Genomic DNA, 13,721 nt, shown 5'->3' on the forward strand with positions numbered 1-13,721 from the left:
GTTTAAAAGCTTAATTAGAAGGAACTCAACAAAATGCTATCCTGGGATGATGAAGCCGCGGCAACCCCGCGCCAAACCCCTCCGATGGGCGCCACCGCCGAGGCAAGCGCCGAGCAGGTCGCCCTGCGCGTGAATGCCGACGACAAGCGCGTCATCAATGGCCAGACCGACGTCAACCAGCTGGTCCCGTTCAAATACAAATGGGCCTGGGACAAGTACCTGGCCGGCTGCGCCAACCACTGGATGCCGCAGGAAGTGAACATGCAGCGCGACATCGAGCTGTGGAAGAACCCGAACGGCCTGTCCGAAGACGAGCGCCGCCTGGTCAAGCGCAACCTGGGCTTCTTCGTCACCGCCGACTCGCTGGCTGCCAACAACATCGTGCTGGGCACCTACCGCCACATCACCGCTCCTGAGTGCCGCCAGTACCTGCTGCGCCAGGCGTTCGAAGAGGCGATCCACACCCACGCTTACCAGTACATCGTGGAGTCCCTGGGCCTGGACGAGCAGGAAATCTTCAACGCCTACAACGAAGTGGCGTCGATCCGCGACAAGGACCAGTTCCTGATCCCGTTCATCAACGTGCTGACCGACCCTGCGTTCAAGACCGGCACCATCGAGAGCGACCAGCAGCTACTGAAGTCCCTGATCGTGTTCGCCTGCCTGATGGAAGGCCTGTTCTTCTATGTCGGCTTCACCCAGATCCTGGCGCTGGGCCGTCAGAACAAGATGATGGGCGCCGCCGAGCAGTACCAGTACATCCTGCGCGACGAATCGATGCACTGCAATTTCGGTATCGACCTGATCAACACCATCAAGCTGGAAAATCCGCAACTGTGGACGCCGGCCTTCAAGGAAGAGATCAAGGGCCTGTTCCTGCAAGCTGTCGAGCTGGAATACCGCTACGCCGAAGACACCATGCCACGTGGCGTGCTGGGCCTGAACGCGGCCATGTTCAAAGGCTACCTGCGCTTCATTGCCAACCGCCGTGCGGTGCAGATCGGCCTGGAGCAGCTGTTCGACCAGGACGAGAATCCATTCCCATGGATGTCCGAAATGATCGACCTGAAGAAGGAACGCAACTTCTTCGAAACCCGCGTGACCGAGTACCAGACCGGTGGCGCACTGAGCTGGGATTAATCTCAGCCTCACCCACAAAAAACCCGCCTTTCCGGCGGGTTTTTTTTATGCGTTTCAGCTGCGTAAAACTTCCAGCAGTTTCTTTGCGCCGGCGGTAGAGGAGGCCGGGTTCTGGCCGGTGACCAGATGGCCATCGACCAGCACATACGGTTGCCAGTCGGCAGCCTTGGAGAAAATGCCGCCGTTCTCTTTCAGAACATCCTCAACGAGGTAGGGAACGATCTTGGTGAGCTGCACCGCTTCCTCTTCGGTATTGGTGAAGCCGGTGACCTTCTTTCCCTTCACTAATGGCTGGCCGTCCGGCCCTTTCACAAAGCGCAGCGCGCCGGGAGCGTGGCATACCATGGCGACGGGCTTGCCGGCCGCGTAGGTCCGTTCGATCAGGCCGATCGAATCCTTGTCATTGGTCAGATCCCACAAAGGGCCATGTCCGCCCGGATAGAAAATGGCGTCGAAGTCCTTCTCGGACATTTCCGACAGGCGCCGGCTGTTTGCCAGGACGTGCTGGGAGGCCGGATCTTTCTTGAAACGCTCGCCTGCTTCGGTCTGGAAATCAGGCTCATCGCTTTTGGGATCGAGCGGCGGCTGTCCGCCTTTCGGCGATGCCACCGAGACGTCCACGCCGGCATCCTTGAATACATAGTAGGGCGCTGCGAACTCCTCCAGCCAGAAACCCGTCTTCTTGCCTGTGTTCCCTAGCTGATCGTGGGAGGTAAGTACCATCAGTATTTTCATGATCTCTCCTGAAATGAAGCCTCTTCAGCTTAGCGGAGGCTCGCCCAAATGCAATTGAAGCGTGGTATGATGTGCGGCTAATTATGTCACAACATGATATAAAATTTCGCCAATGACATCATCTTCATTAAGCAAGGCCGACTTCACGGCGCTGTCGGAATTCCGATACCAGATGCGGCGCTTCGAGCGCTTTTCAGAAAATGCGGCGCATGCGGAGGGCATCACGCCGCTGCAATACCTGCTGCTGCTGCACATCAAAGGCTACCCCGGCCGCGACTGGGCCACGGTAGGCGAGCTGGCGGAGCGCCTGCAGGCGCAGCAGCATGGCGTGGTCGCGCTGCTGACGCGCTGCGAGGCGGCCGGGCTAGTGCAGCGCAGGCCGAACGATCTGGATCGCCGCCGTGTCGAAGTGCATCTACTGCCGGCCGGCGAGGACGTACTGTCCCGCCTGGCGGCGATGCACCGTGCCGAGCTGCAATCGCTGGCCGGTGTGTTTACGATTCCCAACCTCCCTTCGAAGCTATGAAACCCTACGACCCACGCAGCGACTTCAGCGGCGACGCACGGCTTTTGCCGATCGGCGCCATTGCGGCCGTGATCGGCGTGCTGAGCACCGGCACGGCCTGGCTGCTGCTGCACGCCATCTCCTTCTTCACCAACCTGTTCTTCTTCCAGACGCTGTCGGCCGAGCCGCATTCGCCCGCCAACCATACGCTGGGCGCCTGGGTGATTGCGGTGCCGATTATCGGTTCCATCATCATCGGCCTGATCGCCCGCTACGGTTCGGAACAGATCCGCGGCCACGGCATTCCGGAAGCGATTGAAGCCATCCTGTTCAAGCGTAGCGCCATGTCGCCCAAGGTCGCGGTGCTGAAGCCGCTGGCGTCCGCAATTGCCATCGGCAGCGGCGATCCGTTCGGTGCGGAAGGCCCGATCATCATGACGGGCGGCGCAGTCGGTTCGCTGATCGCCCAGCACTTCCACCTGAGCGATGCCGAGCGCAAGACCCTGCTGGTGGCGGGCGCGGTAGCCGGCATGACCGCGGTGTTCGGTACGCCCATCGCTGCGGTGCTCCTGGCGGTTGAGCTGCTGCTGTTTGAACTGCGTCCACGCAGCCTGCTGCCGGTGGCGATTGCCTGCGCGGTGGCGGGCTTCCTGCGTCCGCTGATTCTGGACGCGGGGCCGCTGTTCCCGCAGCAGAGCGCAGCCCTGCAACCGCTGGGCTTCCTGCCTTGCGTGATCGCCGGCCTGCTGTGCGGCGTGCTGGCCCTGATCCTGTCGACCGCCCTGTACCGCGTTGAAGACTGGTTCCACAAGCTGCCGATCCACTGGATGTGGTGGCCGGCGCTGGGCGCCATTGCAATTGGCGTCGGCGGTTATTTCCAGCCGCGCGCACTGGGCGTTGGTTACGACGTGATCGGCGACCTGCTGCAGAACCATCTGGCGGCCAGCGTGGTGGCAAGCCTGCTGCTGGCCAAGGCCATCATGTGGCTGATCGCGCTGGGCTCCGGCACATCGGGCGGCGTGCTGGCCCCCTTGCTGATGCTGGGCGCAGGCCTGGGCGCAGTGCTGGGGCCTTATCTGCCGGGCGGGTCGCCTGCCGTGTGGCCGCTGGTCTTCATGGCTGCAACTCTGGGCGGCATGATGCGCGCCCCGATCATGGCGACCGTCTTTGCTTACGAGCTGACGCACGACGCCAACGCGCTGCTGCCGGTGCTGATGGCATCGGTGATCGCCTACGGCTTCACCGTGATCACCATGCACCGCTCGATCCTGACCGAGAAGATCGCACGCCGCGGCCACCATATCTACCGCGAGTACGGCATCGATCCGCTGGAACGCCACAGCGTGGAAGAGGTGATGACTGCCACTGCGATGTCGATCGATGCCGACGCGCTGATTGCCGATGTCCTGCAATCGCACTTCGGCGCCAATCAGAAGCACCGCGCTTATCCCGTTACGCATCAGGGCGCAGTGCTCGGCATGCTGGACCGCGCTGCGATGGAGCAAGCGCCCAATGCCGTGCATGTGCGCGAACTGTATGGCGTGAACGCCCCAGTGGTCGCGCTGCGTGGGGAAACCTGCCGCACGGTTGCTGTGCGTCTGGCGGTGCACGGACTTGAACGTTTGCCGGTGGTTGCTGATGCGACAAGCCGCGAACTTGCCGGTGTGATCAGTCGTAGCGACTTGATCAAGTCTTCGCTGGCACTGCATAACGAAGAACATGCGCGTCATCGTTTCCGCCGCTTTACGCTCGCTAAGTAATAGTCACTAAGGCCTCCTTCGGGAGGCTTAGTTTTTATGTGGCCGCGTGGCAACGTATTCTTAGCAGCTTGTTTACTACTTCAAATCTTTTCGATGAAAGGTGAGAATCGGTGAGGATTCAGAAGGGCTCCCTGTCTATACTGAAGATTCCCTCTAGGAAATTTCCTACCTACTTCAGCCAAGTCCGCAAAAAAAAGGAGTGCCTCATGAACAGCCCGGTCGTGCAGGAACAGCAACTGCAAGAACTCGAACTGCAAGCAATCAACACAGCACTCAACCGAGTGCAGGCACTCATCGAATTCCAGCTCGATGGCACCATCCTGCATGCCAATGAAAATTTCCTGAGCGCGGTCGGCTATACGCTGGAAGAAGTGCAGGGGAAACACCACTCGATGTTTTGTGAACCGGCGCTGGCGTCGAGCGAAGCCTATCGCCAGTTCTGGGAGCGCCTGCGCACCGGCCATTTCGATCAGGGCGATTACAAGCGCGTCGGCAAGGGCGGCCGCGAGATCTGGATTAACGCTTCCTACAACCCCGTATTCGACGCCGAGGGCAAGCCTTACAAAGTCATCAAATTCGCGACCGACATCACGGCCAGCAAACTGCGCAGCGCGGAAGATCAAGGCAAAATCAGCGCCATCGACAAGGCGCAAGCCGTGATTGAGTTCGACATGAATGGTCACGTGCTGACCGCCAATAACAACTTCCTCGACGCCATGGGTTATGCGCTGGAAGACATCAAAGGCGAGCATCACCGCCTGTTCTGCGATCCCGAATACGCCAACAGCATGGAATACAAGCGCTTCTGGCAAAAACTCAACCGCGGCGAGTTCGACAGCGGCCGTTACAAGCGCATGGGCAATGGCGGCAAGGAGATCTGGATTCAGGCCACCTACAATCCGATCCTTGACCTGAACGGCAAGCCTTGCAAGATCGTGAAGTACGCTATCGACATCACGGAACAGGTGAAACTGGAGCAAAGCATCAAGGCCAAAGCCGAATCCGATGCGCGCAAGATCGACGCGCTGCTGGATGCGGTGGCGCGCGCCGCCAAAGGGGACCTCACCGCGCGCCTGTGCACCGAAGGCAATGAACCGCTCGACCACCTCGCCGCCGGCATCGACAAGATGATGGGCGATCTGCGTGGCGTGATCGGCCAGGTGGTGATGTCTGCCACCGCCTTGTCGGACGATGCGGAATCGATCGCCAGCCGTTCCAGCGTGGTGGCCAGCGGCACCCAGGCCCTGGGCGCCACGGTGGAGGAAATGAACGCAGCGGTCGATGGCCTGACCCGTTCCATCGATGCTATTGCCAACAACACCTCCGCCGCCAACGACCTGGCCAAGAGCACCCAGGATGAAGCGGAAGCTGGCGCCAAGGCCGTGGCGCGTTCGATCGAAGCCATGGATCTGATCAATCGTTCCTCGGAAGACATCGGCGAGATCGTCAAAGTGATCAGCGACATCGCCAACCAGACCAATATGCTGGCTTTCAACGCCGCCATCGAAGCGGCGCGCGCGGGCGAGCATGGCCTGGGCTTCTCGGTGGTGGCGGACGAAGTGCGCAAGCTGGCCGAGCGCTCCTCGCAGGCGACCAAGGAAATCTCGAAACTCATCAACGAGTCGGTCAAGCGCGTGAACACCGGCAGCGAGATCTCGCGCCAGGCCAGCGAAGCCTTCGACAAGATCGTGCAGGGCGTGGGCAAGACCAGCCAGGCCATCGGCGTGATTTCCAGCGAAGCGCATGAGCAGCTGCTGACGGCGCGCGAAGTGAGTTCGGCGATCCAGCACATCGCGGAAGCGGCCGAGCAGTCGGCCGGCAGTTGCGACAGCATTGCCGCCTCCACCGCAAACCTGAACCAGCGTGCGGGGGACCTGAACAAGATCGTCGCCGGCTTCGTGGTGTAAGCATGGACGCCCTGCGCGTGGTGGCGGCGCCCGCCGCCGGAACCGTGGCGCCTGCGCTGGAGCTGTTCGGCTCCTTTCTGCTGGGCAGCGATGAATTTGCGCTGCCGGCCATGTGCATCCGGGAGGTGGTCAACTTCCCCGAACGCATGACGGCCGTGCCGCTGGCGCCGCATTACCTGGAAGGGATGTTCACGCTGCGCGGCAGCGTGATCCCGGTGGTGAATCTGGCCCGTCTATTCGATCCGTCGGCGCCGAAGGGCGCGGCACACCACAAAATCGCCATCATCGAGCACCAGGATGTGCTGGTCGGGTTGCTGGTGCACGGCATCGGCGAGGTGCTGCGCGTGCGTCCTGAACAGCGCAGCACCCTGCAATATGCCGGGGAAGCGGGCGTGGTGGCGGGCACCATCCTGCTCGACCAGGGCCGCCGCCTGTTGCAGGTGCTGAACGTCGAGCGTCTGGTGTGCATCGAGAACGTGCCCCAGGTGCTGGCCCTGCGCGCGGCGGGCAGCCAGGGACGCCAGCGCCAGTTGCGCGCGGTCGGCGAGAAGCGCCATGCGATCACCTTCCGCGCCGCCGGCGCCCATTTCGCGCTGGAGATGAAGGCCATACAGGAAATCGTGCAGGTGCCGGAGCTGCAATCCTCAGTCCTGAATAGTCAATTGTGTTTGGGGCGCATGCTGTTCCGCGGCAAACAGATCGCCGTGGTGGATTTTGCAAACCTGGCCGGAGCCGCCTCCGGTGAATCCCATCCCGATCAGCGCGTGCTGGTGGCCCGCATCGGCGACGCCACCATCGGCTTCCTGGTCGATGCCGTGGAAAGCATCGCCCATTTCCATACCGAAGACGTGATGCCGATTCCGTTGCTGAGCAAGGCGCGCAGCGGCATGTTCGCCGGCTGCGTGACACGGGCAGGGCAGGACGATGTGATCCTGCTCGACCACGACGGCATTTTCTCGCGCTGCGAGATCGGTGAGCTGCATCAGGGCCACCAGAACCTGTTCCCTGACGACGGCAAGGACAATGCCGCGCGTGCGGCGGCCGGCCGCAAGGTCTATCTCACCTTCACCGTGGGCGACAAGTTCGCGCTCGAATTGCGCCAGGTACGCGAGATCATCGACTGCAGCGGCGACATCACGCGCGCTCCCGGCGTGCCGGACTACTTGAGAGGCGTTCTCAACTTGCGCGGCAATTTCGTCAGCCTGGTCGACCTGCGTGTGCTGTACGGCATGCAGCCCTCCGGTCCGGCCGCGCAGTCCAAAGTGCTGGTCATCGAACGCGGCGACGAGCGCTTTGGCTTGATCGTTGATGGTGTAAATGACATCGTCACCGTCGCCGACAACCACCGCTATCCAACCCCAAGCCTGATGCGCAAGGGCGAAGCGGAAGGCCTGCAGTCCGAATCGAGCGAGGTGCTCGAACTGGGCGGCGACAACAGTTCCATTTGCCTGCTCGATCCCGAGCGCCTGCTGCGCAAGCTCGCCGCCTGATCCTTCTCCGCGTATTGCATCAAAGCGGCCAGCATCTTATCCTGTCCAGAAAAAGGGGGATGGGATGCTGGATGGGATGGCGAGCGCGCGCGTCGCGGCCGTAGTCGCGGCGGTGACGGCGCTGACGGGCATGGCGGACGCGCTTGCCGAGGGCTGCGCGCGGCCGGTCAAGGTTGCGGCCAGTCCGATGGGGCGCTCGATGATGGTGTCGTCATCGGGCCAGGTCAGTGGCATCGTACCCGACTTCCTGGAGCTGGTAGCGCGCCAATCGGGCTGCCGCTTCGAATACGTGATCGTCCCGCGCATGCGCGCCCATGCCCTGTTCGAGCGGGGCGACGCGGACCTGGTCCACAACAGCACCCGCACCGAAGAGCGCGACCGCTACGCCACCTTCATTCATCTCTATAACACTCGTCCCATGCTGTTGTCGGCCGGTGCGCGCATGCCGGAGCAGATCACCATGAGCGATCTCGCCGCCGGCACCACTACCTTGAGTGCTGTGCGCGGCTATAACTTCGGCCCGGCCTACATGGCGCTGATCAACGATCCGGTGGTCAGGAAGCGCGTCTCCCTGGTTCCCGATCCCGACACGGCAGCGCGCATGCTGGCCGTGCGCCGCTTCGATGCGGTGTTGATGTCACCTTCGGTTTTCGTTGAGGCGGCACTGGCCTCCGACCTGCAGGACAGGATCAATGTGACTGCGATTCGCGGCATGCCCGCCCATGCTGCCGGCATGTATCTGAGTCTGAATAGCCTGGACAGCACCGACCGCGAACGCGTGCGCGATGCCATCGTCACGGTCGCAGCGCGCGGCGAGTACGGTCGCCTGTTCAGGATGTACTACGCGAATCCGAAGTGGGCCTTGAAGGGATGGGACACCGAAGTCGCTCCATCAAAGTGAAGAGATGAACGCGTATCGGCATGCTACAGAGGTCCATGTAGCGTAATCGCGACGAAAAAAAATCGCGGACATGCGTGGTGACCTTCATCGGTCCATCGATGCTCGCAACGTGAACACCCCACCTTCGCATACAGCCTTTAGATAAAGGACGTATGCAAAGCGAAGCAAAGCTCGAAGACCTCGCGCAAGGTCCGATGCTAGGCAAAAACAGAGCGCAATGCGTGCTTCAATGTGCGCCAACTCGCAGATCAATGCAAAAAAAGAGCGAGAAAATCAATCGTGCTGGTTGCGCAACGGTAAGGTTTTCGTGTACTTTACGAACTTGAAATTGCGTGAATTTGCAAGCGCTCTTTTTTTGAGTGTGTCGTTACCGCAAAAATCGAAAAAAATGGGATACACAAACGCATAAGTATGCACAAGTCCACACCGATTTCAGCGAAGCCGCTCGCCTGATCTTAGGTCAGGATCGGGCGGTTTTTTCTTTAACGCTGACAAACGGAACGTGGCGCGATGATGGGGTGATGGAGCTGAGTACACGCCCGACCCGAAACATCTCGAACAAGATTTTGAGTCCGACGCTTTAGCACAAGGCGGCGGATTCGATGGCTGAAGCGCTGCACTTGTGAGGAGGTGCAGCAGTTCAGCTGGGTACCGAATTCATTAGCGCAAACCGCAATCAGGTTTGTGCCGATGAATAATTCGCCTGGTCCACCGCAGGACCGGACGGGTTTACATCTTGTGCGTGAATTTTCCCATCCCAGATAGGAGAACTAAAAATGGCTACCGCCGCTAAGAAAGTCGTTAAGAAAGCAGCTGCTCCAAAAGCAGCTCCAGCAAAGAAGGCCGCCGCCAAGCCGGCCGCTAAGAAAGCCGCTGCCAAGCCAGCTGCTAAACCAGCCGCTAAGAAAGCTGCCGCCAAGCCAGCAGCTAAGCCAGTAGCTAAGAAAGCTGCAGCTAAGCCAGCAGCAAAACCAGCAGTGAAGAAGGCAGCCGCCAAGCCAGCAGCGAAGAAGACCGTCGCTAAAGCAGCAGCTAAACCAGCAGCAAAGAAAGCAGCAGCTAAGCCAGTAGCTAAGAAAGCCGCAGCTAAGCCAGCAGCGAAGAAGACCGTCGCTAAAAAAGCAGCAGCTAAGCCAGTAGCTAAGAAAGCCGCAGCTAAGCCAGCAGCCAAGAAAGCCGCCGCTAAGCCAGCAGCCAAGAAAGCCGCCGCTAAGCCAGCAGCAAAGAAGACCGTAGCTAAAGCCGCTGCCAAGCCAGCTGCGAAGAAAGCTGCTGCCAAGCCAGCTGCCAAGAAAGCTGCTGCCAAGCCAGCCGCTAAGAAAGCCGCTGCTAAGCCAGCTGCGAAGAAAGCTGCTGCCAAGCCAGCTGCCAAGAAAGCCGCTGCTAAACCAGCTGCCAAGCCAGCTGCGAAGAAAGCCGCTGCCAAGCCTGCCGCTAAAAAACCAGCTGCCAAGCCTGCAGCTAAAAAGGCCGCCCCAAAAAAAGCCTCGGCTAAGCCAGCAGCTAAGCCAGCTGCTGCGCCAGTAGCCGTAGCACCGGCTGCCGCACCAGCGGCTAAACCAGCGCCAAAGAAGGCCGCTCCGAAGAAGCCTGCCGCTCCGAAGAAGGAAGCCGCCAAGCCAGCAGCACCGGCTCCGGCAGCAGCCGCTCCGGCACCAGCAGCCGCTCCGGCAGCAAAGACCGTGATCGCCCCGGCAGCCGCCTGGCCGTTCCCGACCAGCACCCGTCCTTCCTAAGCCTTAGCGCTTAGTGCCGGATGGCGAAAATGCCGCTGTGTGAGACAATCGCACAGCGGTTTTTTTATTATGGAGTGGACGCGTGTTTAGTATCGTCATGTTGATCGTCAATGCCATCGCCGGTCTGCTGGGCGGTGTGCTGCTCTTGCGCTTCTGGATGCAGGCCATCCGGGTGCGGCCGCCATCGTCGGTGGCGCAGTTCACTTTTCAACTTTCCGACTGGCTGGTGCGCCCTTTGCGCCGCATCGTGCCGGGCATGGGCGGCTATGACTGGGCCAGCCTGATCGGGGCCTTCCTGATCGTGATGCTGGCGACCTCGGTGATGTTCCTGTTTGGCGCCACGCCGGAAATCGTGTTCCTGGTCGCGCTGCACCGCTTCCTTGAATGGATTCTGTACGGCTTTATGGCTTTGCTGGTGATTGAGGCGGTCTTCAGCTGGGTGAATCCGCATGCGCCGATGGCGCCCTTCATCCGCGCGCTGAACGAGCCGCTGCTGACGCCTATTCGCCGCGTCGTGCCGCTGGTGGGGAATCTGGACCTGTCGCTGCTGGTGGCGTTGATCCTGCTGCAGATCGCGCAGATCCTGCTGGGAATGCTGTTCGGGCGCTAGCGCTTTTAGAACCCAGGGCGTGAATCTGGTGGCAGGCACGATGTGCCTGCCACTTGCTTTTGCGCCCCTGGTTTAGTGAGGTAGGGCGGATCATTGATCCGCCGTTTTTTAGAAGCGGTAACCGAAGGCCGCTTCGAACTGGTCGGCGATGGACGCCGGCGTGAACACGTGGTTCTGTGCGCCCTTGTGCACGATCTTGATGGCGCCGAGCAGGCTGGCCAGGCGGCCGGTGGATTCCCAGCTCAGGTCATTGGTCAGGCCATACAGCAGGCCTGCGCGGTAGGCGTCGCCACAACCGGTAGGGTCCAGATCCGCGCTTGCATCAACCGGTACTGCCGGAATATCGATGCGCTTGCCTTCCGTGTAGATCTCCGAACCTTTCTCGCCGCGCGTCACGATCAGCGCTTTCAGGCGCGAAGCGATGTCCGGGATGCTCAGGCCAGTGCGGTCCATCAGCAGTTCGATCTCGTAATCGTTGCAGGTCACATAAGACGCTTTGTCGATGAAGCCGATCAACTGTTCCGGCGTGAACATCGGCATCTGCTGACCCGGATCGAAAATGAAAGGAATCTCCAGGCGGGCGAAGTCCTCGGCGTGCTTCAGCATGCCCAGGTGGCCATCCGGCGAAATAATGGCGATGCGCGCCGCGCCAGCCTTGGCCACGTCGTTCTCGTGCGCGAAAGACATGGCGCCAGGATGGAAGGCGTTGATCTGGTTGTGGTCCGAATCGGCGGTGACGAAGCACTGCGCGTTGTAGGCATCCTTCTTGATCAGGATGTTGTCGGTGGACAGGCCCAGTTTCTGGAAGCGTTCCAGGTAGGAAGCGCAATCCTGGCCCAGCACACCCACGATGCGCGGCTCGCCGCCCAGCATCTTCAGGTTGTAGGCGATGTTGCCGGAGCAGCCGCCAAACTCGGTGCGCATGGTCGGCACCAGGAAGGATACGTTCACTTTGTGCAGCTGGTCGGCCAGCAGGGTATCGCCGAAGCGGCCTTCGTATTGCATGATGATGTCGATGGCCAGAGAGCCACACACCAGGGCAGTTTTAGTCATGGTCGTTTTTAAGGATAGAAAATGGCGATGTGATAGCCGGAAGCCTTGAGCTGGGACAGCTCGAAGTACAGTTTAACGCTTTGTTCACTGCGCGCGCTGAATCCTTTGTCGGCGTCGGCCTTGTTGACCAGGTAATCGCGCGGGGCGAAGACGCGGCGCACCACAGGCTTGTCGGCGCTGTCGTTCAGGACCAGTTCGATATGCGGCCAGGCTTGCGCGGTACGCGCCTGATTGCGCAGGGTGGTACTGAAGCTGAAGGTATTGTCGGCGACGGTTTGCAGCTCGCCTTGTTCGATGCTGAGCATATCGAGCTGGGTTGGCAGCTCGACCTTGCAGCCGAGGATGCCGCAGGCGGCGGTCAGGGTTGGCTTCAGCTCCGGGTAGTTTGCGGCCAGGGTGTTGCGGAAGGTGGTCGCGCCTTGCAGCAGCAGACCGGCCAGCAGCAGCGGCGTGCCAAAGGCCATTGCCAGCTTCGCGCTGCGTCCGTATTTCTCGCTGCGGTTGGCGCGTTTGACGAAGCCGAGTTCTTCGTGGTCGAGTTCCGGGTTGCTTGCCGCGTCTTTTTTTGCCGCGGACGGCGCGTCTTCCGGTTCGTCGTCAGGGAGCGATTCGGCGTCGTCGCGCGCGTCGGTACTGACGGCGGCGATGGCGTGCAGGGCGGTTTCGTTGCGCGGCGTGGTCGAGAAGGCTGGCTCGAACGTCGGCTCGGACGATGCTTCGAACGTTGTCTCGGTCGCGTCTTCCGGCAGCGGCTCGAAAGCGGATTCAGGCCAGCCGCCGGTCGACGCTTCCGGCACTGGTTCCGGCGCTGCATCGGGCTCCGCTTCAGGTTCTACTTCGCGCGCGGCGATCGGCTCTGGTTCGCGTGCGTCCAGATCGTCGAAGTGGTGCAGGTCATCCAGTGCGGCGGCGACGATGTGTTCCTGGGGCGTATCGAAACTCGGCTCGATGCGGCCATGGGCGTCGGCCAGCGACGGTGCTTCAGGCAGCTCGGCCTCGTACGCGCTCTCGGCGGCCGGCAAATCCGGCTTGGCGCGAGGCTCCGCCTCGAACGCAGCGTCCACGTCGGCGGCCGGCGACTCGGCATCAGCGGCATGTGGCTGATGCGGCTCCGGCGCAGCGTCGTCAGCCGCTGGCTCTGGCTCAAGCGCGCCCTCTGCCGTTGGCTCAGGTTCAGGCGTGCCCTCAGAATCGTGCGCCAGTTCGTGCTCCGGCTCAGATGCAACATCCGGCTCGCGCGCCAACTCGTGAGCCGACCACGCCTCGGCCCGCTGCTCCGGCTCGGATGCTGCTGGCTGCCACACTGGCTCGGACTCGGGCTCGGACGCCGGCTCAGGCGCGGTGTCGCGCGTGGCCTTTGGCGCAGGCGGGGCTGCGTCCTCGGCTTCCACTAGCTCGCGCTCTGGCGCGGCAGTGGCCGAGAAGGGCGCGGCAGGAGGGGCGGAGGTTGCTAACCAGCGCTTGGCTGCGGGTGCGGGGGATTGCTCGGCGGGTGGCGTGGCTGGCTCGCGCCCCGCGTCCGGCGCGGCGGCAGGTGGTTCGTCGTCGAAATCCAGCTCGATGCCGGACAGCAGTTCGTCAACGGAGGCCGTTGATGCGGCGAGGTCTTCGTCCGACTGGATGAGGGGTTCGTCGGTGTCGAGGGCGTCGAGATCGAAGTCGAGCGGCTCGCCGTGGATATAGTCGGCGGCTGCCGATGCCGGGGTGACGACGACTTCGGGAATAACGGGCGTTGGCTTGGCCGCAGGTTCGACCAGGGCCGCGTTGCCGTCGAAGACTTCATTACAGGCGCCGCAACGGACAATGCCCCCTCGCAGCTTCAACTGGTCAGCCGCGACGCGGAAGACCGTATTGCAGTGGGGGCATTTGGTGGCGAGCGCCATG

General features: G+C 61.5%; 11 protein-coding genes. 8 read left to right on the forward strand and 3 right to left on the reverse strand.

Translation table 11 applies throughout. The annotated features are described in order from the left end of the window. The first annotated feature begins 33 nt into the window (after window positions 1–33). On the forward strand, window positions 34–1,140 hold the full coding sequence (locus AB4Z19_RS19635; RefSeq protein WP_442035829.1) for a ribonucleotide-diphosphate reductase subunit beta: 1,107 nt from the start codon (window positions 34–36) through the stop codon (window positions 1,138–1,140). A gap of 54 nt (window positions 1,141–1,194) precedes the next feature. On the opposite strand, the gene AB4Z19_RS19640 is transcribed toward AB4Z19_RS19635, so the two are convergent. Further along, on the reverse strand, window positions 1,195–1,875 hold the full coding sequence (locus AB4Z19_RS19640; RefSeq protein ID WP_442035830.1) for a type 1 glutamine amidotransferase domain-containing protein: 681 nt from the start codon (window positions 1,873–1,875) through the stop codon (window positions 1,195–1,197). Window positions 1,876–1,987: 112 nt separating this feature from the next. Here AB4Z19_RS19640 and AB4Z19_RS19645 point away from each other — a divergent pair, with 112 nt between their 5' ends. The 7 genes from AB4Z19_RS19645 to AB4Z19_RS19675 all read left to right on the forward strand — a co-directional run bounded on the left by AB4Z19_RS19645 (window position 1,988) and on the right by AB4Z19_RS19675 (window position 10,784). Beyond that, window positions 1,988–2,401, forward strand: coding sequence for a MarR family winged helix-turn-helix transcriptional regulator (locus tag AB4Z19_RS19645; RefSeq protein WP_442024757.1), 414 nt, complete (start codon window positions 1,988–1,990; stop codon window positions 2,399–2,401). Continuing rightward, window positions 2,398–4,140, forward strand: coding sequence for a chloride channel protein (locus AB4Z19_RS19650; RefSeq protein ID WP_442024755.1), 1,743 nt, complete (start codon window positions 2,398–2,400; stop codon window positions 4,138–4,140). The genes AB4Z19_RS19645 and AB4Z19_RS19650 overlap by 4 nt, the downstream gene beginning before the upstream one ends. Before the next feature lie 206 nt (window positions 4,141–4,346). Further along, the gene (locus AB4Z19_RS19655) at window positions 4,347–6,047 is read left to right on the forward strand and encodes a methyl-accepting chemotaxis protein (RefSeq protein ID WP_442035831.1); all 1,701 of its coding nucleotides are present in this window, start codon (window positions 4,347–4,349) and stop codon (window positions 6,045–6,047) included. Between the two features lie 2 nt (window positions 6,048–6,049). Beyond that, window positions 6,050–7,537 (forward strand): chemotaxis protein CheW, encoded by a 1,488-nt coding sequence (locus tag AB4Z19_RS19660; RefSeq protein ID WP_442024751.1) that lies wholly within the window; start codon window positions 6,050–6,052, stop codon window positions 7,535–7,537. 64 nt (window positions 7,538–7,601) lie between these two features. Beyond that, window positions 7,602–8,438 carry a substrate-binding periplasmic protein gene (locus AB4Z19_RS19665; RefSeq protein ID WP_442024749.1) on the forward strand — a complete coding sequence of 279 codons (837 nt, stop codon included), beginning with the start codon at window positions 7,602–7,604 and terminating at the stop codon, window positions 8,436–8,438. 776 nt (window positions 8,439–9,214) lie between these two features. After that, entirely contained in the window at window positions 9,215–10,174 is a 960-nt protein-coding gene (locus AB4Z19_RS19670; RefSeq protein WP_442035832.1) for a transcriptional regulator, read from the forward strand. A gap of 97 nt (window positions 10,175–10,271) precedes the next feature. Further along, window positions 10,272–10,784, forward strand: coding sequence for a YggT family protein (locus tag AB4Z19_RS19675; protein ID WP_442024761.1), 513 nt, complete (start codon window positions 10,272–10,274; stop codon window positions 10,782–10,784). Window positions 10,785–10,892: 108 nt separating this feature from the next. On the opposite strand, the gene AB4Z19_RS19680 is transcribed toward AB4Z19_RS19675, so the two are convergent. Beyond that, on the reverse strand, window positions 10,893–11,837 hold the full coding sequence (locus AB4Z19_RS19680) for a carbohydrate kinase family protein (protein ID WP_442024745.1): 945 nt from the start codon (window positions 11,835–11,837) through the stop codon (window positions 10,893–10,895). Between the two features lie 8 nt (window positions 11,838–11,845). Further along, window positions 11,846–13,720 (reverse strand): DUF3426 domain-containing protein, encoded by a 1,875-nt coding sequence (locus tag AB4Z19_RS19685; RefSeq protein WP_442035833.1) that lies wholly within the window; start codon window positions 13,718–13,720, stop codon window positions 11,846–11,848. Window position 13,721: the final 1 nt, after the last annotated feature.

Source organism: Pseudoduganella sp. RAF19 (assembly GCF_052114165.1).
GTDB lineage: Bacteria > Pseudomonadota > Gammaproteobacteria > Burkholderiales > Burkholderiaceae_D > Rugamonas.

What these genes read in the sequence shown, in the direction of transcription:
- AB4Z19_RS19670 (WP_442035832.1), top strand. Translation starts at nt 9,215, where the DNA reads ATGGCTACCGCCGCTAAGAAAGTCGTTAAGAAAGCAGCTGCTCCAAAA.
- AB4Z19_RS19655 (WP_442035831.1), top strand. Translation starts at nt 4,347, where the DNA reads ATGAACAGCCCGGTCGTGCAGGAACAGCAACTGCAAGAACTCGAACTG.
- AB4Z19_RS19680 (WP_442024745.1), bottom strand. Translation starts at nt 11,837, where the DNA reads ATGACTAAAACTGCCCTGGTGTGTGGCTCTCTGGCCATCGACATCATC.
- AB4Z19_RS19665 (WP_442024749.1), top strand. Translation starts at nt 7,602, where the DNA reads ATGCTGGATGGGATGGCGAGCGCGCGCGTCGCGGCCGTAGTCGCGGCG.
- AB4Z19_RS19635 (WP_442035829.1), top strand. Translation starts at nt 34, where the DNA reads ATGCTATCCTGGGATGATGAAGCCGCGGCAACCCCGCGCCAAACCCCT.
- AB4Z19_RS19650 (WP_442024755.1), top strand. Translation starts at nt 2,398, where the DNA reads ATGAAACCCTACGACCCACGCAGCGACTTCAGCGGCGACGCACGGCTT.
- AB4Z19_RS19685 (WP_442035833.1), bottom strand. Translation starts at nt 13,720, where the DNA reads ATGGCGCTCGCCACCAAATGCCCCCACTGCAATACGGTCTTCCGCGTC.
- AB4Z19_RS19645 (WP_442024757.1), top strand. Translation starts at nt 1,988, where the DNA reads ATGACATCATCTTCATTAAGCAAGGCCGACTTCACGGCGCTGTCGGAA.
- AB4Z19_RS19660 (WP_442024751.1), top strand. Translation starts at nt 6,050, where the DNA reads ATGGACGCCCTGCGCGTGGTGGCGGCGCCCGCCGCCGGAACCGTGGCG.
- AB4Z19_RS19640 (WP_442035830.1), bottom strand. Translation starts at nt 1,875, where the DNA reads ATGAAAATACTGATGGTACTTACCTCCCACGATCAGCTAGGGAACACA.
- AB4Z19_RS19675 (WP_442024761.1), top strand. Translation starts at nt 10,272, where the DNA reads ATGTTGATCGTCAATGCCATCGCCGGTCTGCTGGGCGGTGTGCTGCTC.